At 62.9% G+C, this 26,494-nt stretch carries 28 protein-coding genes; 14 read left to right on the top strand and 14 right to left on the bottom strand.

Translation table 11 applies throughout. The annotated features are described in order from the left end of the window. Nucleotides 1–3: 3 nt before the first annotated feature. The 5 genes from hutG (at nt 4) to CSQ92_RS17715 (ending at nt 5,488) form a co-directional block, all read left to right on the top strand. Nucleotides 4–792 (top strand): N-formylglutamate deformylase, encoded by a 789-nt coding sequence (hutG, locus tag CSQ92_RS17735; RefSeq protein WP_099394927.1) that lies wholly within the window; start codon nt 4–6, stop codon nt 790–792. Further along, nucleotides 777–2,153 (top strand): formimidoylglutamate deiminase, encoded by a 1,377-nt coding sequence (locus CSQ92_RS17730; RefSeq protein WP_099394926.1) that lies wholly within the window; start codon nt 777–779, stop codon nt 2,151–2,153. The genes hutG and CSQ92_RS17730 overlap by 16 nt, the downstream gene beginning before the upstream one ends. Beyond that, complete coding sequence (locus CSQ92_RS17725; protein WP_099394925.1) at nt 2,153–2,728, top strand: HutD/Ves family protein; 576 nt, start codon at nt 2,153–2,155, stop codon at nt 2,726–2,728. The genes CSQ92_RS17730 and CSQ92_RS17725 overlap by 1 nt, the downstream gene beginning before the upstream one ends. Before the next feature lie 12 nt (nt 2,729–2,740). After that, a complete protein-coding gene (gene hutI, locus CSQ92_RS17720; RefSeq protein WP_099394924.1) occupies nt 2,741–3,967 on the top strand; it encodes an imidazolonepropionase in 1,227 nt (408 codons plus the stop codon). A 90-nt stretch (nt 3,968–4,057) separates the two neighbouring features. Continuing rightward, complete coding sequence (locus tag CSQ92_RS17715; protein ID WP_099395101.1) at nt 4,058–5,488, top strand: glycine betaine ABC transporter substrate-binding protein; 1,431 nt, start codon at nt 4,058–4,060, stop codon at nt 5,486–5,488. Nucleotides 5,489–5,499: 11 nt separating this feature from the next. Here the strand turns inward: CSQ92_RS17715 and CSQ92_RS17710 are convergent, their stop codons facing one another. Continuing rightward, the gene (locus tag CSQ92_RS17710) at nt 5,500–5,679 is read right to left on the bottom strand and encodes a hypothetical protein (RefSeq protein WP_034746290.1); all 180 of its coding nucleotides are present in this window, start codon (nt 5,677–5,679) and stop codon (nt 5,500–5,502) included. A 218-nt stretch (nt 5,680–5,897) separates the two neighbouring features. On the opposite strand from CSQ92_RS17710, the gene CSQ92_RS29085 reads away from it, so the two are divergent. Beyond that, the gene (locus CSQ92_RS29085; protein WP_157751284.1) at nt 5,898–6,035 is read left to right on the top strand and encodes a hypothetical protein; all 138 of its coding nucleotides are present in this window, start codon (nt 5,898–5,900) and stop codon (nt 6,033–6,035) included. Between the two features lie 321 nt (nt 6,036–6,356). On the opposite strand, the gene CSQ92_RS17705 is transcribed toward CSQ92_RS29085, so the two are convergent. From CSQ92_RS17705 to CSQ92_RS17690, 4 genes are all read right to left on the bottom strand, one after another. Further along, entirely contained in the window at nt 6,357–6,863 is a 507-nt protein-coding gene (locus CSQ92_RS17705) for a GNAT family N-acetyltransferase (protein ID WP_034780453.1), read from the bottom strand. Further along, a complete protein-coding gene (locus tag CSQ92_RS17700) occupies nt 6,860–7,804 on the bottom strand; it encodes a DMT family transporter (protein WP_070254602.1) in 945 nt (314 codons plus the stop codon). Before CSQ92_RS17700 ends, CSQ92_RS17705 begins: the two co-directional genes overlap by 4 nt. 320 nt (nt 7,805–8,124) lie before the next feature. After that, nucleotides 8,125–8,574 carry a glycine zipper 2TM domain-containing protein gene (locus CSQ92_RS17695; protein ID WP_034780449.1) on the bottom strand — a complete coding sequence of 150 codons (450 nt, stop codon included), beginning with the start codon at nt 8,572–8,574 and terminating at the stop codon, nt 8,125–8,127. A gap of 153 nt (nt 8,575–8,727) precedes the next feature. Further along, nucleotides 8,728–9,156, bottom strand: a complete 429-nt coding sequence (locus tag CSQ92_RS17690; protein ID WP_034780447.1) for an Mpo1 family 2-hydroxy fatty acid dioxygenase — start codon at nt 9,154–9,156, stop codon at nt 8,728–8,730. 95 nt (nt 9,157–9,251) lie between these two features. Here CSQ92_RS17690 and CSQ92_RS17685 point away from each other — a divergent pair, with 95 nt between their 5' ends. Then, nucleotides 9,252–9,773, top strand: a complete 522-nt coding sequence (locus CSQ92_RS17685; RefSeq protein ID WP_099394923.1) for a DNA-deoxyinosine glycosylase — start codon at nt 9,252–9,254, stop codon at nt 9,771–9,773. 9 nt (nt 9,774–9,782) lie between these two features. Here CSQ92_RS17685 and CSQ92_RS17680 read toward each other — a convergent pair whose 3' ends face one another. From CSQ92_RS17680 to CSQ92_RS17670, 3 genes are all read right to left on the bottom strand, one after another. After that, nucleotides 9,783–10,445: a hypothetical protein gene (locus CSQ92_RS17680; RefSeq protein ID WP_099394922.1), complete on the bottom strand. Its 663-nt coding sequence runs from the start codon at nt 10,443–10,445 to the stop codon at nt 9,783–9,785. A 103-nt stretch (nt 10,446–10,548) separates the two neighbouring features. Next, the gene (locus tag CSQ92_RS17675) at nt 10,549–11,757 is read right to left on the bottom strand and encodes a hypothetical protein (protein ID WP_099395100.1); all 1,209 of its coding nucleotides are present in this window, start codon (nt 11,755–11,757) and stop codon (nt 10,549–10,551) included. Nucleotides 11,758–11,863: 106 nt separating this feature from the next. After that, nucleotides 11,864–12,730 (bottom strand): HDOD domain-containing protein, encoded by an 867-nt coding sequence (locus CSQ92_RS17670; protein ID WP_034780441.1) that lies wholly within the window; start codon nt 12,728–12,730, stop codon nt 11,864–11,866. Nucleotides 12,731–13,020: 290 nt separating this feature from the next. Here CSQ92_RS17670 and CSQ92_RS17665 point away from each other — a divergent pair, with 290 nt between their 5' ends. Next, nucleotides 13,021–13,599 carry a DNA-3-methyladenine glycosylase gene (locus CSQ92_RS17665; protein WP_099394921.1) on the top strand — a complete coding sequence of 193 codons (579 nt, stop codon included), beginning with the start codon at nt 13,021–13,023 and terminating at the stop codon, nt 13,597–13,599. On the opposite strand, the gene CSQ92_RS17660 is transcribed toward CSQ92_RS17665, so the two are convergent. Both CSQ92_RS17660 and CSQ92_RS17655 read right to left on the bottom strand, forming a co-directional pair. Then, nucleotides 13,596–15,290, bottom strand: coding sequence for a methyl-accepting chemotaxis protein (locus tag CSQ92_RS17660; protein WP_099394920.1), 1,695 nt, complete (start codon nt 15,288–15,290; stop codon nt 13,596–13,598). The genes CSQ92_RS17665 and CSQ92_RS17660 overlap by 4 nt on opposite strands. 69 nt (nt 15,291–15,359) lie before the next feature. Then, on the bottom strand, nt 15,360–15,818 hold the full coding sequence (locus tag CSQ92_RS17655) for a cache domain-containing protein (protein WP_034780434.1): 459 nt from the start codon (nt 15,816–15,818) through the stop codon (nt 15,360–15,362). 282 nt (nt 15,819–16,100) lie between these two features. Here CSQ92_RS17655 and CSQ92_RS17650 point away from each other — a divergent pair, with 282 nt between their 5' ends. The 5 genes from CSQ92_RS17650 to CSQ92_RS17630 all read left to right on the top strand — a co-directional run bounded on the left by CSQ92_RS17650 (nt 16,101) and on the right by CSQ92_RS17630 (nt 21,816). Then, nucleotides 16,101–17,465, top strand: coding sequence for a KamA family radical SAM protein (locus CSQ92_RS17650; RefSeq protein WP_257219259.1), 1,365 nt, complete (start codon nt 16,101–16,103; stop codon nt 17,463–17,465). A 2-nt stretch (nt 17,466–17,467) separates the two neighbouring features. Further along, nucleotides 17,468–18,808: an MFS transporter gene (locus CSQ92_RS17645; RefSeq protein ID WP_257219258.1), complete on the top strand. Its 1,341-nt coding sequence runs from the start codon at nt 17,468–17,470 to the stop codon at nt 18,806–18,808. After that, complete coding sequence (locus tag CSQ92_RS17640; protein WP_034746323.1) at nt 18,753–19,601, top strand: fumarylacetoacetate hydrolase family protein; 849 nt, start codon at nt 18,753–18,755, stop codon at nt 19,599–19,601. Before CSQ92_RS17645 ends, CSQ92_RS17640 begins: the two co-directional genes overlap by 56 nt. Beyond that, nucleotides 19,601–20,167 carry a carboxymuconolactone decarboxylase family protein gene (locus tag CSQ92_RS17635; protein ID WP_099394918.1) on the top strand — a complete coding sequence of 189 codons (567 nt, stop codon included), beginning with the start codon at nt 19,601–19,603 and terminating at the stop codon, nt 20,165–20,167. The genes CSQ92_RS17640 and CSQ92_RS17635 overlap by 1 nt, the downstream gene beginning before the upstream one ends. Before the next feature lie 95 nt (nt 20,168–20,262). Continuing rightward, nucleotides 20,263–21,816, top strand: coding sequence for a S1C family serine protease (locus CSQ92_RS17630; RefSeq protein WP_225317427.1), 1,554 nt, complete (start codon nt 20,263–20,265; stop codon nt 21,814–21,816). Between the two features lie 56 nt (nt 21,817–21,872). Here CSQ92_RS17630 and CSQ92_RS17625 read toward each other — a convergent pair whose 3' ends face one another. The 3 genes from CSQ92_RS17625 to yjgA form a co-directional block, all read right to left on the bottom strand. Then, complete coding sequence (locus CSQ92_RS17625; protein WP_099394916.1) at nt 21,873–22,541, bottom strand: alpha/beta hydrolase; 669 nt, start codon at nt 22,539–22,541, stop codon at nt 21,873–21,875. Continuing rightward, entirely contained in the window at nt 22,538–23,167 is a 630-nt protein-coding gene (gene mog / locus CSQ92_RS17620; protein WP_099394915.1) for a molybdopterin adenylyltransferase, read from the bottom strand. The genes CSQ92_RS17625 and mog overlap by 4 nt, the downstream gene beginning before the upstream one ends. 73 nt (nt 23,168–23,240) lie before the next feature. After that, complete coding sequence (gene yjgA, locus CSQ92_RS17615; RefSeq protein ID WP_092607599.1) at nt 23,241–23,840, bottom strand: ribosome biogenesis factor YjgA; 600 nt, start codon at nt 23,838–23,840, stop codon at nt 23,241–23,243. 92 nt (nt 23,841–23,932) lie between these two features. On the opposite strand from yjgA, the gene pmbA reads away from it, so the two are divergent. After that, nucleotides 23,933–25,285, top strand: a complete 1,353-nt coding sequence (gene pmbA, locus CSQ92_RS17610; RefSeq protein WP_099394914.1) for a metalloprotease PmbA — start codon at nt 23,933–23,935, stop codon at nt 25,283–25,285. Nucleotides 25,286–25,351: 66 nt separating this feature from the next. On the opposite strand, the gene CSQ92_RS17605 is transcribed toward pmbA, so the two are convergent. Then, entirely contained in the window at nt 25,352–26,353 is a 1,002-nt protein-coding gene (locus tag CSQ92_RS17605) for a hypothetical protein (protein WP_143450383.1), read from the bottom strand. Between the last annotated feature and the right edge of the window lie 141 nt (nt 26,354–26,494).

Here is a 26,494-nt window from a genome sequence, read left to right as displayed (position 1 = left end):
AGCATGGATTTTCGCTTCAACGAAGGCAGCATCCCGCTGCTCGTGTCGATGCCCCACGTGGGCACCGACATACCGGACGATATCGCCGCGCGCATGACGCCGCAGGCCTTGATCAAGGCCGACACGGACTGGCATCTGCGCGAGCTGTATGGCTTTTTGCAGGAGATGGATGCGTCCGTGCTGTCGGCGCGCTGGTCGCGCTACACCATCGACTTGAACCGCCCGCAGGAAGACACGAATCTGTATCCGGGCCAGGATACGACGGGCTTGCTGCCCAACGATACCTTTCACCGCGAGCCGCTGTACCTGGCTGGCCGCGAACCCGATGCGCAGGATGTGCGGCAGCGCTTGCAGCGCTACTGGGCGCCGTATCATGCGCAGCTGCGCGCGGAACTGGACCGTCTGCTGCGCGTGCATGGCGCCGTGGTGCTGTGGGATGCCCATTCCATCGCCTCGCGCGTGCCGCGCTTCTTTGACGGCAAGCTGCCCGACCTGAACTTCGGCACGGCCGATGGCGCCAGCTGCGATGCGGGCCTGACCTCCGCCGTGGTCGATATCGCGCGCGCGCAGGATGCCTTTACCGTGGCGCTGAACGGCCGCTTCAAGGGCGGCCATATCACGCGCCATTACGGCCAGCCGGCAAGCCGCGTGCATGCGATCCAGCTGGAGATGTGCCAGTGCCTGTACATGGATGAGGCAGCGCCATTTGGCTACCGGCCCGACCTGGCGGCGCAAGTGCAGCCGCTGCTGCGCCAGATGATGGAAGCGGCCGTGGCATGGGTGGCGCGTTGAGCGGCTGGCTGTTCGCGCGCCACGCGCTGCTGCCGCAGGGCTGGCGCCGCGACGTGCTGCTGGAGTGGGACGCGGCCGGCGATTTGACGGCGGTGGCGGAAAACGCCGCGTCGCCTGCCGGCGCCGAAGTGGCCGAATATGTCTTGCCCGGCATGGTCAACCTGCATTCGCATGCCTTCCAGCGGGCGCTGGGCGGCATGACGGAAGTCGCGGGGGATGGGCCGGACAGTTTCTGGACCTGGCGCGACCTGATGTACCGTTTCGCGCGCCACATCACGCCGGAGCAGATGGAAAGCATCGCCGCGCAACTGTTTGCCGAATGCCTGCGCCATGGCTACACGGCGGTGTGCGAATTCCACTACCTGCAGCGCGATATGGCCGGTGTGCTGTATGCGCGTCCCGCCGAAACGGCAGAACGGGTGCTGGCCGCGGCACGCATCAGCGGCATCGGCATGACCATGTTGCCCGTGCTGTACAGCCATGCAGGCTTCGGCGAACAGGCGTTGAACGCGGAGCAGGCGCGCTTCCGCACCGATGCGCAAGATGTGCTGCGCATCGTCGAAGCGCTGGCGCCGCAGCGCGGCGGGCAGGTGGAGGTGGGCTTTGCGCCGCACTCGCTGCGGGCCGCTGGCGTGGCGCAGATCCGCGAAGTGGCGCAAGCGCTGCCCGCGGATCGCCCCATCCACATCCACATCGCCGAACAGCAGGGCGAAGTGCGCCAGAGTCTCGATTACAGCGGCCGGCGTCCGGTGCAGTACTTGTACGATCAGGTCGACGTCGATGCGCGCTGGTGCCTCGTGCATGCCACGCATGTGCAGCCCGATGAAGTGGCGCTGATGGCTACGAGCGGCGCCGTGGCGGGCCTGTGCCCGACGACGGAAGCAAACCTGGGCGACGGCCTGTTCCCGCTGGCCGAATTCATCGCCGCCGGCGGGCGGTTCGGCGTTGGCAGCGACAGCCATGTATCGCAGTCGCCCGTCGAGGAATTGCGCTGGCTCGAATATGGCCAGCGCTTGCAGCGCCAGCAGCGCAATGTGGCCGCCACGCCGGACCAGCGCCATGTGGGCGACTACCTGTGGCAGGCGGCCTTGCAGGGCGGCGCGCAGGCGGCCGGGCGCAAGCTCGGTGCCCTGGCGCCGGGCTGCCGCGCCGACTTGCTGGTGCTCGACGAGACGCATGTGAACCTGTGCGGCGTGGCCATCGAAAATGTGCTGGGCGGCGTGCTTTTCTGCGGCAACGACAACCTGGTGCGCGACGTGCTGTGCGGCGGCCAATGGCAGGTGCGCGACGGGCGTCATGTGGCGCAGGACGCCATCGCGGCCGGCTACAAGCGCACCCTGGCGCAACTGAGGGCGCTCTGATGGCGACCTTCATCCCGCAGGAATGCCTGCGCGCCGCGCCGTGGAAAAATGGCGGCGGCAGCACGATGGAAATCGCCATTTCGCCGCCCGGTGCCGGTCTGATGGAATTTGACTGGCGTATCAGCCTGGCGACGATCACGGCCAGCGGGCCATTTTCCAGCTTTCCCGGCATCGACCGCAGCCTGATGCTGGTCGATGGCGACAGCGTGCAGCTGACGCTCGATGGCGCGCGCAAGGTGACCTTGAGCGCGGCGCAACCGATGCTGTGGTTTCCCGGCGAAGCGGCCGTGCTTGCGCAGGTCAGGGGGACGACGACGGATTTCAATGTGATGACGCGGCGCGACCGCTGCCGCCACCAGCTGGAAAAGATCACGGCGCCGGGCAAACTGGCGCGCCGCAGCGCGGCGACCCTGCTGTTTGTCGCCGGCGAAGGCCACGTGCTGGCGCGCGGTGGCGAGCAGCAGTTCGCGCTGGCCCGCCACGATGCGCTGCTGCTGGACGCCGACGATGCGCAGGAATGGCGGCTCGACGCCTTGCAGCGTTCGGCCGTCTTGTGCGTCGACCTGTTTACCTAGGGAGGGAAAGCGATGCAAGACTGGGATCTGGTCATCCACAACGTCCATTTGGCCACCATGGAGCAGGGCTATGGCGAGCTGCTGGACGCGGCCATTGCCGTCAAGGATGGCCGCATCGCGTGGTTCGGCCCCGGCGACGAGCTGCCGGCCAGTAGCGCCGTGCTGCACGACGGCCAGGGCTGCTGGCTCACGCCCGGCCTGATCGACTGCCATACGCACATCGTCCACGCGGGCAACCGCAGCGACGAATTCGAGGCGCGCCTGAATGGCGCCAGCTATGAAGACATCAGCCGTGCCGGCGGCGGCATCATGTCCACCGTACGCGCCACGCGCGCGGCCAGCGACGATGAATTGCTGCGGCAAAGCCTGCCCCGCGTGCTGGCGCTGCTGGCCGAGGGCGTGACCACCCTGGAGATCAAGTCCGGCTATGGTCTCGACGCGGACAGCGAGGCGAAGATGCTGCGCGTGGCACGCCGCATCGGGCAAGAGCTGCCCGTGTCCGTGCGCACCACCTTCCTCGGCGCGCACGCGCTGCCGCCCGAATATGCGGGCCAGGCCGACGCCTACATCGAGCTGCTGTGCGCGCAGATGCTGCCCCAGCTGGCTGGCGATGGACTGGTCGACGCCGTCGATGCGTTCTGCGAGCGCATCGGCTTTACGCCGGCGCAAACGCAGCGCATGTTTGACGCGGCGAGGGCGCTGGGCCTGCCCGTCAAGCTGCATGCGGAGCAGCTGTCGGACCTGGGCGGTGCTGCGCTGGTGGCGCGCTACGGCGGCCTGTCGGCCGACCACCTGGAATTCCTGTCGGACGAGGGCATCGCCGCCATGGCGCAACATGGCACGGTGGCCGTGCTGCTGCCTGGCGCGTACTACTTTTTGCGCGAGACGCAGCCGCCGCCTGTCGCGGCATTGCGCGCGGCCGGCGTGCCGATGGCCGTGTCCACCGATTGCAACCCGGGCACGTCGCCCATGACGTCCCTGCTGCTGGCGATGAACATGGCGTGCACCCTGTGGCGTCTCACGCCGCAGGAAGCGCTGGCTGGTGCTACCTGCCACGCGGCGCGCGCGCTGGGCTTGCAGGACCAGACGGGCAGCCTGGTGGTGGGCAAGCGCGCCGATTTCGCCCTGTGGCGCATCGCGCGCCCGGCCGACCTGGCGTATGCGCTGGGACTGAACCCGTGCGCGGGCGTGGTGCATGGCGGTGTCTGGCGCGCGCCGGTGGTAAGCTTGCCGGATTGATCATCCGTCCTGGAGCGCCGCGTGCGTGCTGCTTGTTTGCTGTTTTATCTGCTGTTGTCGCTCCTCTTCGCCGCCGCGCCTGCGCATGCCATGGATGGGGGCACCTTGAAGGTGGGCTCGAAGCGCTTCACGGAATCGTATATTCTCGGCGAAATCCTCCAGCAGAGCGCCGCGCCGCACGTCAAGGCGCAGCACCGCCAGGGCCTGGGCAACACGGCCATCGTGCTCGCTGCGCTGCAGGCGGGCAGCATCGACGTATATGCCGAATACATGGGCACCATCGCCAGCGAAATCCTCAAGCACGACAAGGCCATCGATCTGGCGCAGATGCGGCGCGAGCTGGCGGCGCTGGGGCTGGGCGTGGCCGTGCCGCTGGGCTTTAACAATACGTATGCGCTGGCCATGCGCGCTGATGAAAAATCCATCGCCAGCCTGGGACAGCTGGCGCAACATCCGGCCCTGACATTCGGCCTGTCGCATGAATTCATCGGCCGGGTCGATGGCTGGCCGGGCCTGGCCGCGCGCTATGGCTTGCCGCAGCGCCCGCGCGGCCTCGATCACGGCATTGCCTATGAAGCGCTGGCGCAGCGCCAGGTGGACGTGATCGACATTTATTCCACGGACGCGAAGATCCGCCAGTACGGCTTGCGCGTGCTGGCCGACACGCAGCAGTATTTCCCCCGCTACGACGCCATGCTCCTGTACCGGCTCGACGTGCCGCAGCGTTTTCCCTCCGCTTGGCAGGCTTTGCTGCGGCTGCAGGGACGCATCAGCGAGGGCGACATGATCGCCATGAATGCGGCCGTGGAAATCGATGGCAAGACTTTCTCTGACGTGGCGCGGCAGTGGCTGGCATCCGGCACGCAGGCGAACAAACCGGCCGCCGCGCGCAGCAATCTGCTCGATAAAATCATCGGCGACGACTTGTGGACCCTGACGCGCCAGCATCTGACCCTGGTGCTGCTGTCGGTGGCATTGGCGTGCGTGATCGGCATTCCGCTGGGCGTGCTGGCGGCGTTTTCGGCGCCGCTGCGGCAAACGGTGCTGGCCTTCGTCGGCGTGCTGCAGACGGTGCCGTCGCTGGCCCTGCTGGCGATATTGATCCCCGTGCTGGGCATGATCGGCACCGTACCGGCGCTGGTGGCCCTATTCGTGTATGCCTTGCTGCCCATCGTGCGCAACACGTGCACGGGCATCCTGCAGGTGCCGCAAGGCTTGCGCATGGCGGCGCTGGCGCTGGGCTTGAACAAGCGCGACCGCCTGCTGCACGTGGACTTGCCGCTGGCCTTGCCGGTGATGCTGGCGGGCGTGAAAACGGCGGCCGTGATGAGCGTGGGCACGGCCACCATCGCCGCCTTCATCGGCGCGGGCGGTTATGGCGAGCGCATCACCATCGGCCTGGCGCTGAATGACAACGACATGCTGCTGGCCGGCGCGATCCCCGCAGCCGTGCTGGCCCTGCTGACGCAAGGCTTGTTCGAGCTGGTGGAGCGCTGGGCCGTGGCCGGCCGGCAGCACTGACGGCATCACGGTTACAGCGAGTGCAGTTTGGAGCGCACCGAGACGACGGCCTGGTGCAGGATGCGTTCAGCCTGGAAATCGTTCTCGCGCTGTTCGGCGATGGCTTGCAAGTCGCGCGTATAGCGTTCCAGGCGGGAGCGCAGGTAGGCGCGGTAGATTTTCATGACGAGCGGTTTGGCAGAGACATTCATGATGTGGCTCCCAGGTGCGTAATGATGCGTTCATTTTGTGTGAGCGGAATGCCGCCACTTTGCGCCATATCAAATGCCATGACCTCGTCAAATTGGCGCGTTTGACATTGCACAATGCCCCCCAGACCTAAGATGCCACACTGAATCTTCCCTGCTCGCCTGGTCATCATCAGTCGTCGCAGGCCCTGATTCCCTCAAGCATACTCAAGGAGCGTCGCATGGTCATTTTTGCCGTGGTTGCTGGCTGCATCGCCTGTTTGACAGTGTACCAAATCTATAAAAATGCGCAGGGTGGCAGTGGGGTTGCGCAACAACATATCGGTTTGCACGGCACATTGATTGAACCACGGAAATAATCAGTGTCTTTCAAGCGACACTCGGTGACACTTGGTTGGCAGATTTAAGTCAAATGTAAGGCCCGGTAAGCAAATGTAAAGGTCGGCGTGTTGGCAAGCGGCAGCGTTTATATTGATAACCGTTGATTGCATTCTCCCCCCTCCCACTTGACAATGGGTTCACCCCGCGGTGCCGCTAGCCCGCGGGGATTTTTTTGGAACTTACTGCGCGGCGCGCCTTGCGGCCTGCGATGCTCACTGTACCTCGCGTACAGTTCCGCTTCTCGGCCACAAATCGCATCCGCTCGCTACAGTTCCCCTTCCTTGCAGTTCCCGCTCCAATCAGGCCGGCTTTGGCGTACCTGCCGACAATTGCGTCAAGGCATCGCCAGCGACCCGGCAGATCCGCCAGTCCGGCATCACGTCCGCGCCCATGCCCTTGTAGAAGTTGATCGCGTTTTCATTCCAGTCCAGCACCGACCATTCGAAGCGGCCGCAATCGCGTTCGACGGCCAGTTGCGCCAGCGCCACCAGCATCTGCTTGCCATAGCCCTTGCCGCGCACCGATTGCTTCACATACAGGTCTTCCAGGTACAAACCCTTGCGGCACAGGAAGGTGGAAAAATTATGGAAGAACAGGGCGAAGGTCACCACTTCACCATTTTCTTCGCCGACCAGCGCTTCGCATGCGGGATGGGCGCCGAACAGGCTGTCGTGCAGCATGGATTCCCTGGCGATCATCATGTGTTCGAGTTTTTCAAACACGGCCAGTTCATGGATCATGCCAAAGATGGCAGCCACGTCGGATGCGGTCGCGGGACGAATGGCGAGGGAGGAAGAGGTGCTCATGTTGCCTTTGTTGGTGAAGTGGTGGAAAGGGAAGCAATGGTACTTGTCTTGCGCGCGCCCGACGTCAGGGCCCAGGCCACGCTGGACAGGCACAGCACCATGCCCGCCCATTCGATGGCGGCGGGCCGGTAGTGTTCGAACTGCACCGACAGCAGTACGGAAATGACGGGCGTGACGACGCCGATGTACACGGTCTTTTGCGTGCCGATGCGGGCGATTAACGTGAAATAGGCGCTGAAGGCGATCACCGAGCCGAAGATGGCCAGGTACAACAATCCCATCCAGTAACTGGGGCGCGCGGGCAACTGCCAGGACTGCCCCGTGGCGATGGCCCAGACGGCCACCATCAAGGTGCCCCACAGCATGGTCCAGGCCATGGTCAGCATCACGTTGCCGGAATGTTCGCGCACTTTCATGACGAGGGCGTTGCCCACCGTGCTAGACACGGTGGCCACCAGGGCCAGCATGAAACCGAGCAGGAAATGGCCATTCCCGCCGCCCAGAATATCGTGCAGCGCCGCGCCGATGGACTGGTAAAACAGCAGCACGATGCCGCAGATGGCGACAAATGCCGCGCAGCAGGTACTCCAGGTGATGGGCGTGCCGAAGGCGATGCGGTTGAGCAATGGCGTCCAGAAGACCATCAGGGCAAACAGCACGCTGACGAGGGCCGACACCAGGTATTGCTCCGAGCTGTACGTGCACACATAGCTGAGGGCAAACGAGGCCAGTCCCTGCAGCAGCATCCATTGCTGCGCGCGCCAAGGCAGGCGCAAGCGGTCGCCGCGCAAGGCGCACCAGGCAAACAGGGTGGCGGACGCGAGGCCGAAGCGGTAGACCACGGAAACGGCGGGGGCGACATCGCCCAGCTGCAAGGTGATGGCCCAGAAGGTGGAGCCCCAGATCAGGCAGGCAATGATGAACAGGAGAGGAGAGGACATCGCGCAAGTATACGGATATCGCGCGGGGATGGCGAGTCCCGGCCGGGCTTGCCCAATGTGCCATCAGGAGACACGCGGGATTGAGCCAGCGCAGTGCTTCTGGAAAATATTGAATTTATGAAAATATTTACATTAATATCAAGTAAATATTTTCTGAATTGCATCTTTGAAGGGGAGACGCCATGCCAGCCTCACTGCAGATCAAAGTATGGAGCGTGCTTGTGTATGTCGTCGTGACCGCTGTGCTTGCCATCTGGCTGCACCCTTCCGCCTTGCTCGCTGCCGGCGCATTCGGCTGAGCGCATGCGCCGGCAAGCAGATCAATGCGTGACGCGGGTCTTGCGGCCATCGGACAGCAGGCGCACGCGCTCGCCCGGGCGGAACAGTTCGTCGGCATCTTGCACGATGGCGCGCATGTCGCCATTGTCCAGGCGCACGGTGATTTCCAGGCCGGGTTTGTTCGAGGCATTCGCTTCGATGCTCTTGCCGGCCATGCCGCCCGCGACGGCGCCGAGGATGCTGGCCGCGATGGCGCCCTTGCCGCCACCGACGGTCGAGCCAGCCACGCCGCCCAGCGCCGCGCCGGCCAGCACGCCCGTGCCCGTTTCACCCTTGTCGATGGTTACCTGGCGCACGGATTCAACCGTACCCATGCGAACCGATTGTTCATTCTGCGCCTGGCGCGCATTGTAGACATTTGCCGAGTTCGGTTGTACGGCGCAGCCGGCCAGGGTGGCGAGCAATGCCACTGCAATAATTGGTGCTTTCATATGGGACTCCCTTGGACAAAAGTTGGTTGCCGATTGCGTCGACCGGCAGATGATGACTTATCATAAGGACACTTGCCTCAGATAACTAGTTGCGAATAGTAAAAATCTGTTACCGGCGCAGCGTAACCACATGACTACATGAGCACTTGCCGCTCAATACGCCAGCCGCAGGCGCCGGTACAAAAATCCCAGCACGAACAGCGGCCCCACCAGTAAAAAGCGCAAGTCGTCCAGAAACGACGGTTTCTTGCCTTCGATCTGGTGGCCGATGAACTGGCCTATCCAGGCCAGCACGAACAGCGCCAGCGACACGGGCAGGATGGTCAGCGCCGGCATGAGCAGCAGCAGGCCCAGCATGGCGGCCAGCATCGCCAGCATGCCCGCAGCAAACGGACGTGACAGCTTGTAATAATAGTATAAGGCCAGAATACTGCCGAGCAGCGCCACGCTGGGGTGTATGCTCCACAGCAGCCCCAGCAGGCTGAAAACGATCAGCGGCACGCACACGATGTGCACCCATTCATTGACATGGTTGCGGTGGCTTTCGCCATACTGGGCCAGCAGGGTGTCGATGGTGCGCATGGGCGGTCTCTTGTATAGGGATGGTTGTCCGGGAATTCTACACCGTCGCGTGGCCGGGTAAAATGGCCCTTCATTTCCCCTTCCGGACCGCTCATTTGAATAGCCCAGCCTTCTTGCCAGACGTGGCCGCCGACCCGCGCAAGCGCTGTTTCGATCCCGTCGTCGACGCCGATACGCGCTTGCTGATACTGGGCAGCCTGCCCGGAGAAAAATCGCTGGCGCACAGCCAATACTATGCGCATCCGCAAAACAAGTTCTGGAGGTTGCTGGGCGAAGTGCTGGGCGTGGATCTGACCAGCCTGCCTTACGCAGTTCGCTTGAGTACCTTATTGGCGCGCGGCGTGGGCCTGTGGGACGTGGTGGCGCAGGCGCAGCGCACGGGCAGCCTGGACAGCAATATCCGCGCCCGCGACGACAACGACCTGGTGGCCCTGGCCGCCAGCCTGCCGCAATTGGACACGATCGCCTTCAACGGCGGCACGGCCGCCAAGCTGGGCATCAAGGTGCTGGGCGAGCACGCGCAGCGCTACCGCATCGTCAGTTTGCCGTCGAGCAGCCCCGCCTACACCTTGGCGTATGCGCAGAAATTGCAGGCGTGGCTGGTTTTGCGCCGGTGAGATGGCATGTCAGGCGGCAAGCCTATGCATGAGGCGCTGCGCCTGTTCCTGCCGGTACTGGCGCCGCCAGAACCAGGCGATGCAGATCAAGCCCAGCAGGGATGGCGCCAGCTGCGTCCAGGGCTGGCCCATGCGCAGCAGGTTGCCCGCGGCGGCCGAAAGCATGGCGAACAGCGAGGCGAGCAGCTTGTAGATATGTTCATAGCGCCACAACATGCCATGCCAGCGGCGGGGAAAGAGCCAGCGCGCGCTGTCGTAGACGAGGATGGTGGCCAGGCCGCCCAGCGATGACAGCACGACGATGGTTTGCTGTCCGGAAGCATCGTGCTGCAGGCGCAAGAGGATCATCCCGCCCGCCGCCAGCGCGGCTGCCGTCATCGCGCCATCGACGGCTTGCGGACCGGCATCGCGCGTGTACACGGCGCGCCAGCCGCTCAGCAGCTGGTACAGCACCAGCACCGTCAGCACGGCAAAGACGGGGCGATAGTCAAACAGCAGATTGCCGATGGCGGCCGTGGCGCAGACCAGCAAGGTCAGCCACGCGAACAGCCTGCCGCGGCGGCGGTGCTGCGGCGTGCCCTTGGCCGTGGTCAGCAGGAACAGGCCCAGGCCGATGGCGGCGCTGCCGGCCAGCACATGGGTGACAATATTGATCAGTTGCGGCTGGGGCATGCGCATCTCCGGAAGGTGCGCCAGGCTGGCGCGCGCTCGCGGAGATGGTATCTTGATAATTGCCGCTTGCCAAGATGGCAGGCGACGGGGGAGGCGACGGGACTTATGCCGGCGCGTACGGCTGCGCTTCCAGCGGCTGTCCCTTGGCGTCGAATTTCAGCGCCACGGACAAGCGGGTCACGCCGATAGTGGCCAGCGCATCGCAGATGTCGTCGACTTCGTCCTGCAGGTCGGCGGCCAGGTCCAGCGGCTTGTCGGCGCTGTGCAGCAGCTCGCCGCCCGCCGTGCTGACGTTGACGCGCAGCAGCATTTCGCCGTGTTCATCGGCCGGGCCGACGACCACCGAGACGTCGCCGGCATCCACGTTGTTTTCCGCCAAGGCATGGTTGATGCCGGACATCATCTGCAGCATCGCATACTCGCTCATGCCTTGTTCCTTACCGCCGTGGAACAGATCCTGATAGAGGAAACTCACTTCCAGGGCGTTGCCGGCCGGCGCCAGGCAGCGTTTCACCAGATCACCCACTTCCGTCGTCCATTGCTGGTAGCGGGCCATGCGCGCATCGAACCAGGCGTCGAGCGCCGCTTCGTCCTTCGGTTCCGCATAGAACGGGTCGTCCACGCGTTTCAAGGCAAAGCCCAGCAGGAAGCGCAGCTCGACGGCCGTGTCCTGCGGGCCGAAGGCCGTCTCGCTCCAGCCGACGATGCTGCTTTCCAGGCCCGGCGTGGCGACGATCTTCTTGTCTGTCATCGACGCGTAGGCATCGCGCACCATCTCGTGCAAATGGCTATAGGTGATGCGGTCGATTTCATCGAGGTCGTAGGCATGGCTCATCAAGACGACCTTGGCCTTGGCGCTTTCCAGTTCTGCCTGCTGGAAACTCTTCACTAGCGCTTCGAAAGCGTCCTGGTCCTGGAAGCTGTCCGCTTCCGTCAGGCCGCCCGTGCTTTGCACCAGCAGGGGCACGACAAAGGCGTTGATTTCCATGGCCGGGGCATTCTCGCGGCGGATCACGGAAATGGACGCCGCTTCCTCGATATGGCTGCGCAAATACTGGTAGGCGCCCACGTCTTCGTACTTGGCGCGCTCGATGGCGTCATACAGGATTTCATCCTTCTTTTGATTCAAGGCCTTGCGGATCAGGCGGCCGAACTCGACGGCTTGCTCGGCCAGCACCGTGCCTTGCGATTCGCTGTCTTCCTGCTCCGCCAGGTTCAGGGCCATCGTGCACAGCATGCGCGTGACGGACTCGTCCTTGTCTTCAGGCGTGTTGGCGGATTTACGGGGGACAGGGCGCTTATTTTTGGGCATGGCGATCAACAGGTTAAGAAATACGGGTCAGGCAAACGGAAACGGGCGCCAGGGCTATGCCAGACGCCGGAGCAGATCATACAGGCGGCCGCGGCCGCCCGATACATCAATGGTCGGTATCGAACATCTCGTGCAGTTCGTCGAGCAGGTCGGCAGCTTCTTCCTGCGACAGGCCGAGATGCTGGCAGGCAAGTTCTCCGCCCTTGTCCCACTCCAGCGAGGTACTGTTGCCATGGTAGCGCTGAATGCCCTTTTCGGCCAGCAGCGACAGGGCGACGAGCGAGCGGATGGCGTCGTCCGTGGACGGGTCGGCCAGCACCGTGTAGTCGTGGTGGTGCAGGATGGCCCACGAGACGTCCGAGGACAGGCCCCAGTTGCGTGCCAGCAAGCAGCCGATGGCCGCGTGGTTGGTCTGGTGGCGCGCGTCTTCCAGGGTCGTAAAACAATTGTGTGCATCGTTGGCCGCCGCCGCGTAGGTATTGACGTAGTCGGGAAAACGGTTCATCAGCAGGGGCACGCCGATGTCGCAGAACAGGCCGAAGGTATGGGCGATGTCGGGCGGGGCGATGCGCAGCTTGCGCGAGGTAAATACCAGCGCGCGCGCGCGTTTGGCCGACACATCCCAGAAGTTGGTCAGTTCCACGCCTTCCGCTTCCAGCGCCTGGCGTGCCAGCAAGCCCGTCATCATGGCGCTGCACTGGTTGATGCCGAGAAAGTTGATGCCTTGCTCGACGGACTTGGCCTTGCGCGCGGCGCCATAGAAGGGCGAGTTGGCCAGTTTCAGCAGGGCGCCGGACATGCCGACATCGTCGGCGATGATGCGCGCGATGCGGCGCGGCGACGGGTCTTGCTCCGCCAGTTCGCGCTGCAAGTCGACCAGCAGGCTGGGACGCGGCGGGATGCGGATGGAACGCATCAAGGCGTCAACCGGATCTTCCTGCTCTACCTGCTTTTGCGCTGCCGCTCTCATCATCACGCTTTCATCATCATTTTTGTGCCCGGTGCTTATTCTGTCGTGCGCTGCCGCTGCCCGCTTCATGAGCGTCTGGCGCAGTGCCCGACGATTATCGCTGTTTATGCATGGCAATAGTTCATATCTGCAATATATTGTCGCAAAAATTCCCGTTTTGGCCTGGACTCGCCGCCATTTTCGTCATTTTACGACGCTGCCCATCCTGATATTCATGATGAAAAGATCAAGTTGTATTTGTTTTCAAGGCGGGGCAAGGCGTGCGGCGGGATGTGCGGCAGTACAATTGCCGGATGAAAAAAATCCTTGCGGGTATCGATTTTGCGGACGATTCCAGCAGCGTGGCGCGCCAGTTGATCGGCGTGACCGTTCTGGTCGACGGCGTCGGCGGGCGTATCGTGGAAACGGAAGCGTATGACCGGCTGGACCCCGCTTCGCACACGTATGGCGGCATGACGCCGCGCAATGCGGCCATGTTCGGCCCGCCCGCGCACGCCTATGTCTACCGCTCGTACGGCATCCACTGGTGCCTGAATTTCGTGTGCCGCGAAGCAGGGCATGGGGCGGGCGTGCTGATACGCGCGATTGAACCCGTGGCGGGACTCGATGCCATGCGCGAGCGGCGCGGCGTCGAGGATGCGCGGCTGTTGTGCTCGGGGCCGGGCAAGGTGTGCCAGGCGCTCGGCGTGAGCTATCTGCAAAACCGCCTGGCGCTCGATGCCCCGCCGTTCATGCTGCTGGCCCGCGAAGAAGAGGTGACGGTGCAGGCGGGCTCGCGTATCGGCATTTCCAAGGCGATGGAGACGCCGTGGCGTTTCGTGCTGGCCGGTTCGCGCTATCTGAGTAAACCGATGCGCGTGCCCGCCATCTAGCTGCGCTGGCGCCGCGAGGCATCCTTGGCGGCACGTAGGCCGGGCATGCGGCGTAGCGGGCTATGCAGTGCGCGCCGCTCCTGTTGCGCACTGGCAGGTTGCCGGAACGCTTCTTCTTCGGTATGGCCGCTCGGCGCGGCCGGGCGCTCGTCCAGGGTGAACACGGCCACGGCCGCCGACAATTTGACGGCCTGGTCCTGCAAGCTGGCCGCCGCCGCTGCCGCCTGCTCCACCAGGGCCGCATTTTGCTGGGTGACGTCATCCATTTGCGCGACGGCCTGATTCACTTCCGTGATGCCCGAGGCCTGCTCGGCGCTGGCCTCTTTCACGCGCTGGATGATCTCGTTGACTTGCTGCACCGAGGCCACGATGGCGTCCATGCTGTCGCCCGCCTGCTGCACGGCTACGCTGCCGCCATCGATGGTGGTGACCGAGGTGGCGATCAGGGTCTTGATTTCCTTGGCCGCCTGGGCCGAGCGCTGCGCCAGGGTGCGCACTTCGGACGCCACCACGGCAAAGCCGCGGCCCTGTTCGCCCGCGCGCGCCGCTTCTACCGCCGCATTCAGCGCGAGGATATTGGTCTGGAAGGAAATACCATCGATCACGCCGATAATGTCCACGATCTGGTGCGAATTGGCCCGTATTGTCGCCATCGTCGTCACGGCTTGCTGCATCGACGCGCCCCCTTGCACGGCCAGGGTCGATGCTTGCCCCGCCAGCTCGCAGGCCAGCTGGGCGTTGTCGGCGTTGTCATTCACGGCTTGCGTCAGCGTTTCCATGGCGCTCGACGTTTCTTCCAGCGAACTGGCCTGCATTTCCGTGCGCGCCGACAGATCCAGGTTGCCGGTGGCAATTTCGCGCGAGGCCGTGTCGATCGATTGCACGGCGCCCATGATGGTGCGCAAGGTCTGGTTCAGGTGGGCGATGGTCTGGTCCAGCACGCGCGACGTGGCGGCGATTTCATCATTGCCTTGCTTGGGCGCACCGGCCATCAGCTTGCCCGCCGCCAGGTCTTGCACGGCGTCGGCAATGCCGCGGATTTCCACCAGCATGGCGCGCCGCACCAGCATGGTCACCACGATGGAGACGAGGATCGACAGCAGCACCGTCAACAGCAGGCTCCAGCCCAAGGTGCGGAACTCGGCGCTGGCCGTCGCATGGGCCTGGCTGCTGAGCGTCGTTTCCAGCGCGGACAGTTGTGTCAGCTGCGTATTGAACTGGACGAATTGGGTTTCCGCCTTGAGCATGGAATTGGTGGCGATCGACTGGTCCATCTGCGCCATTTCCATGGTTTCCAGCACCGCCTTGCGATAGCCGGCCAGGGCCGTGATGGCCGCATCGACCAGGGTGCGTTCGGCGCCCGTGGCCGTGGCGCGCAGCGTGGCCAGCTGGGTGCCGATGGCCGCATGGCGCGCCTTGATCTGTTGCTCCAGCGTATCGAGGCGGGCCTTGGCGAAGCTGCCATTCGTCCACGACAGCAACTGGTACATATTGCCGTGCACATGCCTGGCCTCGCCTAGTACGTCGGCGGCCGCCTTCAAATGCGTGATGCGTACCCGTACCATGTTTTCCAGTGAGGCATTTTGCCGCACCATGCCATACCAGGCGCCGGTCGAGCTGAGTATCAGCAGCAGCAGGACCAGGGTGGGCGCCAGCAATAATTTTGGTCCGATGCGTAATCGATTGAGCATGCTTGACTCCCTGGCTATGGCTGTTCCAACCGCAGGCGGCGCGCGGCGTTCGTGCGCGCCGCCCTTGCCCTATTTCTTGTAGATCCCCGCTTCCAGCACCACATCGTTGACGCGCAGGATGTACGTGGTCTTCGGCTCGATCTTGCCGCTGGTGGGATTCTTGTACTGGTAGTCGACCCAGCCCTTGCCCTGCTTTTGCGCCAGCTCGATGATTTCACGGCGATATTTCTTGCCATTCGCGTCAGGGACATCCGTCAAATCCTTGCCCACGATGGAAGGATTGATGGGGTGGGCCAGCACGATGCCCGTCTTGATGTCGCGCATGTCCACATACAGCGAGCCCTGCACGAAGTCCGGGTCTTTCGCCGTGATTTTCTTCATCATTTCTTCCTTGCCATGCGCCTTCATGAAGGCGGCGCCCCGTTCGGCCATGGCGATGGCGTCTTTTTCCGTTGGTTCGACCGCGGCGCTGACGCTGCCGCCGGCAAATGCCAGGCACAGCAGGCTACCCGTGAATAAGCGTTTCATGAAAGCTCCTTGTGGTATCGAGGGATGTGTTGCCAAGTCGTAATTTACGTCGCCGGCGGTCCCATCAAATTGCGATGGAACAAACTACGGTGTTGCTTGTCGGCAGCATGCAACGTATCGACGGCTTGTTGATATGTAGCAATTTGGTTCCAGGCAGCAAGAACTATGATGACTTTCACAGCATGCCGAGCTGGCCGGGTATGGGGGAGGAAGAAGCTGGAATTGGCCGATATGGGGCTGGTTTCATGAAAGTTATCGCTATTTACAGGCAAGGAGCAGATCGTGTCCGCACCCATTACCGAGCCGTTTTCACCCAAGTTCAAGCCGTATACGCGGCACACCATTCAACAGGCGCGGCAGTGGGAATGGCTGCCGGAAGAGCAGCGCGAAGCCGTGCAAGTGGTGTCGCACGTCTTGCCATTTCGCACCAATGCCTATGTGCTCGATCAGTTGATCGACTGGAACAACATCCCGGACGACCCCATCTACCGCCTCGTCTTCCCCCACCGCGACATGCTGCCGCCCGAGCAGTACGCGCACTTGCGCGAGCTGGTGCTGGTGCAGCGCGACAAGGCGGCCATCGACGCCTATGTGCATGGTTTGCGCCTGGGCATGAATCCCCATCCAGCCGGCCAGATGACGCACAACGTGCCTCGGGTCAACGATGCGCCCGTGCGCGGTTTGCAGCATAAATATGCGCAAACGGTGCTGTTTTTTCCCAGCGCGGGACAGACGTGCCACGCGTATTGCACCTTCTGCTTCCGCTGGCCCCAGTTCGTCGGCATGGACGACATGAAGTTCGATGCGCACGAGTCGCATGAACTGGCCGCCTACCTGCAACTGCATCCGGAAGTGACGGACGTGCTGATCACGGGCGGCGACCCGATGATCATGAATACGCGGCAACTGGCCGCCTACCTGGAGCCGCTGCTGGCGCCGGGCCTGGAACACATCCAGAACATCCGCATCGGCACCAAGGCGGTGGCGTATTGGCCGCAGCGCTTTGTCTCGGACCGCGATGCGGACGACTTGATGCGCCTGTTCGAGCGCATCGTCAAGGCGGGCAAGAACTTGGCCGTGATGGGCCATTACAGCCATGCCGTCGAGTTGCGCCAGGACATCGCCCAGCAAGCCGTGAAACGCATCGTCTCCACGGGGGCCACCTTGCGCATGCAGGGGCCGCTGATCCGCCACATCAACGAAGACCCGGCAAGCTGGGCCGAGCTGTGGCAGACGGGCACGCGCCTGGGGGCGATTCCGTATTACATGTTTGTCGAACGGGACACGGGCCCGCGCGCCTATTTCGAGTTGCCCCTGGCGAAGGCGCACGAGATTTTCCAGGCCGCCTACCAGATGGTGTCCGGCCTGTCGCGCACGGTGCGCGGACCGTCCATGAGCGCCTTCCCCGGCAAGATCGTCATCGACGGCATCGTCACCATCCATGGCGAAAAACTGTTTGCCCTGCAATTTTTGCAGGCGCGCAACCCGGACTGGGTGCGCCGGCCGTTTTATGCCAAGTTCGATGCGGAAGCGACGTGGATGGACGATTTGAAGCCAGCCTTTGGCCAGGAGAAATTCTTCTTCGAAACGGATGAACCCATGCCGCACGTGCCGCATAAAATCATCCGCCTGGCACAGGCCGCCTGAGCATGCACGGCGCCGGCGGCTCTTCCCGCTCCGGCGTGGCCGTGTTTTGCCTCGTGTTCCTGCCGTTCGCGCTCGGGCACTACCTGTCGTGCCTGTTGCGCGGCGTCAATGCCGTGCTGACGGCGGAATTACTGGGCGCCATCGCCCTGACGCCAGCCCAGCTAGGCCTGCTGACCAGCGCCTTCTTTCTCGCCTTTGCTCTGGTGCAATTGCCAGTTGGCATGGCGCTCGACCGCTACGGCCCCCGCACGGTGCAACTGTGGCTGCTGGCGCTGGCCGCCCTGGGCGTGTGGCTGTTCAGCCGGGGCCACAGCTTTGCCGAACTGATGTGGGCGCGCGCCCTGATGGGGGCGGGCCTGGGCGGCTGTTTCATGGCGGCCGTGAAGGCGATCTCGTGCGCCATCGCGCCATCGCGTCTGCCTTCCGTGCATGGCTACCTGATCGCCGTGGGCGGCCTGGGCGCGGCCACGGCCACCATGCCCGTCAAGCTGGCCCTGCACTACACGGACTGGCGCGGCGTCTTCCTGGGCCTGGCGCTGGCGGCGCTGGCCATCGGCTTGCTGATCCGTCTGCTGTCGCCGGCCCTGCCCCTGCCTGCCGTGGCCATGAGCAAGGTCAGCGTGTGGAGTGTCTACCGTGACCGGGCCTTTCGCCGCACCATCGCGCTGATCCTGTTGCCGCACACGGTGTTCTTTGGCGTGCAAGGCTTGTGGGTGGGGCGCTGGCTGGCCGACGTGGGCGGCATGTCCGATGACAGCGTGGCATATCTGTTGTACCTGGGCATGGCGGCCGTCATCTTCGGCGCCATCGGCATGGGCATGCTGACGGAGTGGGCCGGGCGGCGCGGTATTGCACCCATGCAAGTGGCGGGCGTGGGCATCGTCCTGTTTGTCGCCGTGCAAGTGGCGATGGCATGCAATGTGGTGCCCAGCCTGCCTTTGCTATCCGTGCTGTTTACCCTGCTGGGCACGGTGACAGGGCTCGAGTATGCGATCGTCGCGCAAAGCATGCCGGCCAGCTTGACGGGCAGGGCGGCCACCTGCCTCAATTTGCTCATTTTCACGGGCGCCTTCCTGGTGCAGGCGGGCTTTGGCTTGATCCTCGGCTGCTGGCCACTGAACAGCCAGCAGCAGTATCCGCCGCAGGCTTACCAGGCGGCGTTTGGTGTGCTGGCGGCCTTGCAACTGCCGGGACTTGCGATGTTTTTCATTCACCGCTACAGGCGTGCCGGACCATCCGGTAAAATGGCAGCCTGCACAGCGGCAATGATCAACTCCAAGGAAGACTATGAAACTCGTTCGTTATGGACGTCCAGGCAAGGAAAAACCGGGCCTGATCGATGAAGAAGGCAAACTGCGCGACCTGTCCGGCGTGATTGCCGATATTGACGGCGCGCAACTGTCCGACAAGGCACTGCGCAAGCTGGCCAAGCTGGACGAAAAGACGCTGCCCCTGGTGCGCGGCAATCCACGCTTCGGCGTGCCGCTGGCGAAAGTCGGCAAGTTCATCGGCATCGGCCTCAATTACGCGGATCACGCGGCCGAGTCCGGCATGGCTATCCCGGCCGAGCCCATCGTCTTCATGAAGGCCATTACTTGCCTGAATGGCCCGGACGACAATGTCGTGCTGCCGAAAGGCTCGAAAAAGACGGACTGGGAAGTGGAGCTGGGCGTAATCATCGGCACGCGCGCGCAATACGTGAGCGAAGAGGATGCCCTGAAATACGTGGCCGGTTACTGCGTCGTCAACGACATTTCCGAGCGCTCGTTCCAGCTGGAACGGGGCGGCCAGTGGGACAAAGGCAAGGGCTGCGACACCTTCGGCCCCGTCGGCCCGTGGCTGGTGACGCGCGATGAAGTCATCGACGAGCAGGATCTGGACCTGTACCTGGAAGTCAATGGCAAGCGCATGCAGACGGGCAATACGCAAACCATGATCTTCACGGTGGCGCAGATCGTCAGCTACCTGTCGCAATTCATGACCCTGGAACCGGGCGACGTCATCGCCACGGGCACGCCGCCGGGCGTGGGCCAGGGCCGCAAGCCGCAGCGCTTCCTCAAAAAAGGCGACAGCATGCGCCTGGGTATCGCCGGCCTCGGCGAACAGCAACAGGACGTGGTCGCCTGGACTGCCTGATGGCCGGTAGCGATATCGACCGTTTGCCGCCGCTGCCGCTGAACCAGCTCGACGCCCAGCAGCGCGCGGCCGCGCAAGCCATCATCGATGGTCCGCGCGGCGCCCTGTACGGCCCCTTCGTGCCGCTGATCCGCAGTCCCGAACTGATGGAAACGGCGCAGCGCATGGGCGAATATTTGCGCTACCGCAGCGCCATCGGCACGCGGCTGTCGGAACTGGCGATTCTGGTGACGGCGCGCCAGTGGGACCAGCAAGTCGAGTGGGCCATCCACGCGCCGCTGGCCGTGCAGAACGGCATCGCGCAAGCGGCCGTGGACGCCATTGCCGCGCGGCGCATGCCGCTTGCCCTGAAAGAAGATGAGCAAGCCGTGCACGACTTCTGCGTCGAGTTGCAGCAGAACAAGCGCGTCAGCGATGCCACGTATGCGCGGGCGCTGGCGCTGTTTGGCGAGCATGGCGTGGTCGACTTGATGGGTATCAATGGCTACTACACCTTCCTGGCCATGGTGATGAATGGCGCGCAGACGGCCGTGCCGGCATTGGGCGTGCCGCCCATGCCCGCCTGATGAGAGGAGTTTTTCTGGCAAAGATGGACAAAGTGTAATGAAGTTGCAATTATTCAATATATAATTTTACTTCCCTTCCATTGCCAACAAGCTCAATGAAAACTCGTCCGTGCTTCACCCTGATGGGCCGCGCCTTCCTGGCGCTGGCCCTTTCTTTTTGTCCCTTGATGACGGTGCGTGCGCTTGCCGCCGAGACGGCCGCCAGCGCCAGCGCTTCCGCCCTGGAAAATTCCGTCGTCAAGGTGTTTTCCACCCTGCGCGGGCCCGATCCGTATAAACCGTGGAGCAAGGCGGCGCCGCAAGAAGTGACGGGCTCCGGCGTCGTCATCGAAGGCCGCCGCATCCTCACCAATGCGCATGTGGTCGGCTATGCCAGCCAGGTGCAGATTCAGGCGAATGGCGCGGGCGACAAGATCCCGGCGACCGTGCTGGCCATCTCGCGCGGCATGGACCTGGCCTTGCTGAAAATCGATGACGACAGTTTTTTCGCCAGCCACAAAGCGGTGCCGCGCGCCAATGTCTTGCCGGACGTGCGCGATGCCGTGCTGGCGTATGGCTATCCGACGGGCGGCACGTCCTTGTCGATCACCAAGGGCATCGTCTCGCGCATCGAATTCGTGCGCTACAACTTTCCTGTCTCCGGCCTGCGCATCCAGATCGATGCGGCCATCAACCCGGGCAATAGCGGCGGCCCCGTGATTGCCGGCGACAAGATGATCGGCCTGGCCTTTGCCGGCATGCTCAATGCGCAAAACATCGGCTACATCATCCCCAACGAGGAAATCGAGCTGTTCCTGCGCGACCAGGACAGTGGCGCGCCCAAGGGCAAGCCGGCCATGCGCGACGTGACGCAAACGCTGGAAAACCCGGCGCTGCGCACCTACCTGAAGCTGGCCAAGGGCGTCGAGGGCGCCGTCGTGATGTCGCCGGCCAGCAAGGATGCCGCCTATCCGCTCAAGGAGTGGGATGTCATCACGCATATCGGCGATTTTCCCATCGATAACCAGGGCATGGTCAAGCTGAATGCCAACAGCCGCGTGCGTTTCCAGTACCGGGTGCAGCAACTGGCGAAAGATGGCGAACTGCCGTTGACGGTGGTGCGCCAGGGCGCGCCCCTGAAAATCAAGGTGCCCGTCTCTGCCGCGCACCCGATGCTCATTGCCGGCCTGCAGGGCAATTACCCATCCTATTTCATCTTCGGCCCCATGGTGTTTTCGCGCGCCACCACGGAATTCATGGCGGCGCCGAATGGCAACCCAACGATTTTGGGCGGCATGGCGTTTGCCGGCAATCCGCTGGCCACGCGGCGCGGCGATGCGCCCGATAGCGAGCGCGAAGAGCTGGTGGTGATTGCCGCGCCGTTCTTCCCGCACAAGCTGATGAATGGCTACAGCACCCGTTTCTTCTCGGTCGTCGATTCCGTCAATGGCGTGCGCGTGCGCAGCCTGGCGCACCTGGTGGCCTTGCTGCGCGACCAGACGGATGAGTTGCTGACGTTCCGTTTCCAGCAGCGCGATGCGGAATTGGTCGTCGTGCCCCGCAAGGACATGCTGGCAGCGACGGAATCGATACTGACGGATAACGGCATCCGTTCGGAAGCCTCGCCCGACATGCTGAAAATCTGGAATGAAAAAACGCCGGCGAACTGATCGTTCCCGGCGTTTGGCAAGACAACAGGCGCGGCGCATACCGCGCCTGTTTTGTTTTATGCCAGCACTTTTTTCAGCCACGCGCCGATGGCGTCGATCTCTTCCTGGCACAGCGAGTGCTGCATCATGTACTCGTGCCATTCCAACTTGTAACCCATGCCTGTCAGCAAGTCGCGCGACTGCTGCGCGCGGGCGATCGGTACCACGGGATCGGCCGTGCCGTGCGCCATGAAGATCGGCGTCTGCAGGCTCGCCGGCGTACGTTCGGTCGCCGTCTTGTCGGCCAGCGGCAGGTAGCCTGACAGGCACATCAGGCCAGCCAGCGGTTCCGCGTGGCGCAAGCCCGTTTGCAAGGTCATGGCGCAGCCTTGCGAGAAGCCGGCCAGGATGATGCGGCTGGCGGGAATGCCGCGCGCCTTTTCGCGCGCGATCAGCGCTTCGACCTGTGCCTGCGAGGCGCGCAAGCCGCCTTCATCTTCGCGGCGCACGAGGTCGCTCACGAGGATGTCGTACCAGGCGCGCATCACATAGCCGTTGTTAATGGTGACGGGCATGGTGCCGGCGCTGGGGAAGATGAAGCGGATGGCGGGGCAGCCGCGCAAATCGAGTTCCTTCACCAGGGGCACGAAGTCGTTACCGTCCGCGCCCAGGCCGTGCATCCAGATGATGGAGACGGTGGGATTCGGTGCGCTGTCGAGTTCTATGGTTTCCAGCAAGGTGCTCATGTATTTTCCTCAGGTAAAGGTTGCGCCGGACGCAGCGCCGATTTGGGACGGAAGGCCTTGCAGATGGCCGGGTCGGTTTCCATGTAGGGGCCGCCGATGAGGTCGATGCAATATGGCACGGCGGCAAAGATACCGTTGACCAGTTGCACGCCGTCGGCATCCTTCAAGCCTTCCAGGGTTTCCTTGATGGCTTTCGGCTGGCCCGGCAAGTTCATGATCAGGGCGGCACGCTCTGGCGTCTCGCGGATCACGGCCACCTGGCGCGAGAGGATCGCCGTCGGCACGAAGCGCAGGCTGATCTGGCGCATCTGTTCGCCGAAACCGGGCATTTCCTTGGTCCCGACGCTGAGCGTGGCATCCGGCGTCACATCGCGGCGCGCCGGGCCCGTGCCGCCCGTCGTCAGGATCAGATGGCAGTGGCTCAGATCGACCATGTCGATCAGGGTGTTTTCAATTTGCGAGCGCTCGTCCGGGATCAGCCGTTTTTCCAGGCGGAATGGCGTGCGGATGGCGGCGGACAGCCAGCTTTCCAGGGCCGGGATGCCCAGGTCTTCATACACGCCGCCGCTGGCGCGGTCCGAGATCGACACAAGGCCGATAATCAATTCGTCTTCTATCGTGGTCATGGGGCACCTGTCTATGTCGTAAAAAAACCGGGCTGATCCCGGTTTTTGTCAACCCAAGCCCTGGAGCTGGGGTTTATTCGTCGTCTTCTTGCTCAACGTCATCTTCATCGGCATCTTTCTTGCCGCTGTTGTTCTTCTTGGCGATCTCTTTCAAGATCTGGAAGATTTCACGGTAAGCTTTTGGTGGCTTGTTCTCGGCCTGCTCCTTGCGGGCATTGCGGATCAGGGTGCGCAGGTGCTGCACGTCCAGTTCCGGGTTTTCCGACAGCAAGACGGTCAATGCCTTGTCATCCGTCAAGAGTTTGTCGCGGCGGCGCTCCATCGCGTGCATATTGGCCGTGTCGGCTTTCGACAAGCCTTTCCAGCTATCGATGGTGCGTTGGATGGCGGCAACTTCTTCTTCATCCAGGGTACGCATCTTCTTGCCCACGTATTGCAGCTGGCGGCGGCGGCCTTCGTGGTCCTTGATTTGCTGGCATTCGAGAATGGCGTCGCGCACGTCTTCCGGCATCGGGACGCGCTTGACGCGGTCACGTGCCTCATTGACGAGTTCTTCGCCCAGCTTTTGCAGGACGGTCATCTGGCGCTTGAGTTCCGACTTCGAAGGACGTTCATATTCCTGTTCGAATTCGGTCGATTGGAAGCCGCAAGCTCCCCGGTTTGGATTTGGCATGATAAGGCGGGATTGGCCGCGTAGGCCGCACCTGTAAACTGTAAACGACTGCTATGATAACCTTTTTAGCGGCTTTCCGAAGAAAACAGCGCATGAACGACTCCGTATTTACCCATAGTCAAGAGCAATTGCAGCAACTAGCCCGTGATGTGTTGTCTTTTGCGCGGGAAGCGGGCGGCACCGACGCTGCCGTCGAAGTCAGCGAAGGCGGTGGCCTCTCCGTTTCTGTCCGAAAAGGCAAGATCGAAACGATCGAGCAAAACAAGGACAAGGGCATGGGCGTGACCGTGTTTGTGGGCAAGAAGCGCGGCAATGCCAGTACCTCCGATTTCTCGCCGTCCGCCCTGCGCGCCACGGTGGACGCCGCCTACAACATCGCCCGTTTCACGGCCGAGGACGATTGCGCGGGACTGGCCGACGCCGACATGCTGGAAATGGCCCCCCGCGATTTGCAACTGTTCTATCCCTGGCTCATTTCCGCCGAGGAAGCCGTCGTGCTGGCCCAGCGGGCCGAAGCGGCCGCGTTTGCCGTCGATCCGCGCATCACGAACAGCGAAGGCGCCGGGGTGCACGTGCAGCAATCGCACTTTGTGTCCGCCAATTCGCGCGGCTTCATCGGCGGCTACCCGTTTTCGCGCCACACCCTGTCCGTGGCGCCCATCGCCGGCAAGGGCGCCAAGATGCAGCGCGACGACTGGTATTCGTCCGTGCGCGACGCCTCCAAGATGTCGAGCCCGGAAGCCATCGGCCGCTACGCCGCCGAGCGCGCCCTGTCGCGCCTGAACGCGCGCAAGCTGGGCACGCGCACCTGTCCCGTGCTGTTCGAGGCGCCGCTGGCGGCCGGTTTGCTCGGTACCTACGTGCAAGCGACCTCGGGCGGCGCCCTGTACCGCAAGTCCACTTTCCTGAACGATTCCCTGGGCACGCAAGTGCTGCCGTCGCACGTGCAGATCTTCGAAGACCCGCACGTGATCGGCGGCGTCGGTTCGGCCCCGTTCGACGAGGAGGGCGTGAAAACCGTCAGCCGCGACGTCGTCAAGGATGGCGTGGTGCAAGGCTATTTCCTGTCGACTTACACGGCCCGCAAGCTGGGCATGCAGACGACGGGGAACTCGGGCGGCTCGCACAATCTGTACCTGACCTCGAAGCAGACGGCTGCCAGCGACGATTTTAGTGCCATGCTGAAAAAGCTGGGTACGGGCTTGCTGGTGACGGAACTGATGGGACAAGGAACCAATTACGTGACGGGCGACTATTCGCGCGGCGCGGCCGGTTTCTGGGTGGAAAACGGCGTGATCCAGTATCCGGTGGAAGAAATCACCATCGCCGGCAACATGAAGGACATGCTGCGCAACATCGTGGCCGTGGGCGCAGACGCCTTGCGCCGCGGCACCAAGGAAACCGGCTCCATCCTCATCGAGAGCATGGTGGTGGCGGGCGGTTAAGCCCCGCCCTGACACACCCCGGCCAGCGGCATGGTTGCTGGCAGGCCGGGGGACTACCTTACCGTTCTACGTCGTTTTGACGTTGACGCACATCCACGCAATATTCGAGGCGTCCCAGGTGGCTTTCCAGTTAATTGCCGTCTGGTCCCTGCATGCTTGCTCGGATGCAAATTTGCTATCCTGGTAGCGCTGGTAGACATAGCCGTCTTGCGGACGCCATACGGCGCCGTACCAATAGTTGTTGGCATCGACGGCGGTTCCCAATTGTTCCACCGGTTTATTCAGGACCGTGTTCTTGTAGTCGATCGCGACACTGCCGTCCTCGTTGTAAAGTCGGACCCATGCGGAATTATTCTGCGTGCCGGCCGCATCGACTGGAACGCACATCCGCGTCTTGGTCTTGGACATGCTGCCAGGCATGGTCAGGCAGAAATAGGGATTTGGCGAACCTGCCGCAACCGACCATTCCACATTGGTGGTCGTGGTGGCGCTGGGGTCGCAGTAATTCGCGTACTTCCCGGCTTTGAAACCTTCGACATACGCCGACGTTTGCACGCCCGAAAAATACGTGCCGGATGCATTGCTGAGAGCGGGCAATGCTTCGTGGCCCGTGACGGACATGCACGCTTTGTAGCCGGCATCGGCATAGCCGAGTGCCATGCCGATGGGCTGCATGTTTGCGTCCAGATGCAGTTTCCAGGTGTTCCGGTATAGCAGCTTGCCGCTGGCATTGCTGCGCAGCAGTGAAATGACTTTGACGGACGCTGCTTGTTGCGATACGCCATTGGTAATGAATGGTGCAGGCTGTCCGAATTCCTGGCTGACGATTAACGTCGCCGACCCCAGATAGCCATCATTGGAGGCCAGATTCGAGATGGTCAGGTCGCTGCCCAGGAATTTCTTTAATGCATCTGCGGCATTGATGGATGCCAGCACCGGTGTCGGCGGCACCACCGGTTTAGGATCCGGATTGCTGCCATTCCCGCCGCTACCTCCGCTACCGCCGCCGCCGCAAGCGGAGAGGGTGAGCAGGCTGACGAGCGCGCACAGTATGGTTTGTTTCTTCATCTTCACAACCTAATATAGCGACAAGCATGCGTGTCGTTGCGCGGTCGCATTATAGGGAGTGTTGATTGTAGGAAATCTATCGAATTGTCTCGTTGTTGCCCCCATTTCTCCTCTCGCTGCCACCGCATGTTTCTCTCTGCG

The organism is Janthinobacterium sp. BJB446, assembly GCF_002735655.1.
Classification (GTDB): Bacteria; Pseudomonadota; Gammaproteobacteria; order Burkholderiales; family Burkholderiaceae_D; genus Janthinobacterium; species Janthinobacterium lividum.
The sequence above is the reverse complement of the archived record's forward strand: the minus strand, read 5'-3'. Positions and strand labels throughout refer to the sequence as shown.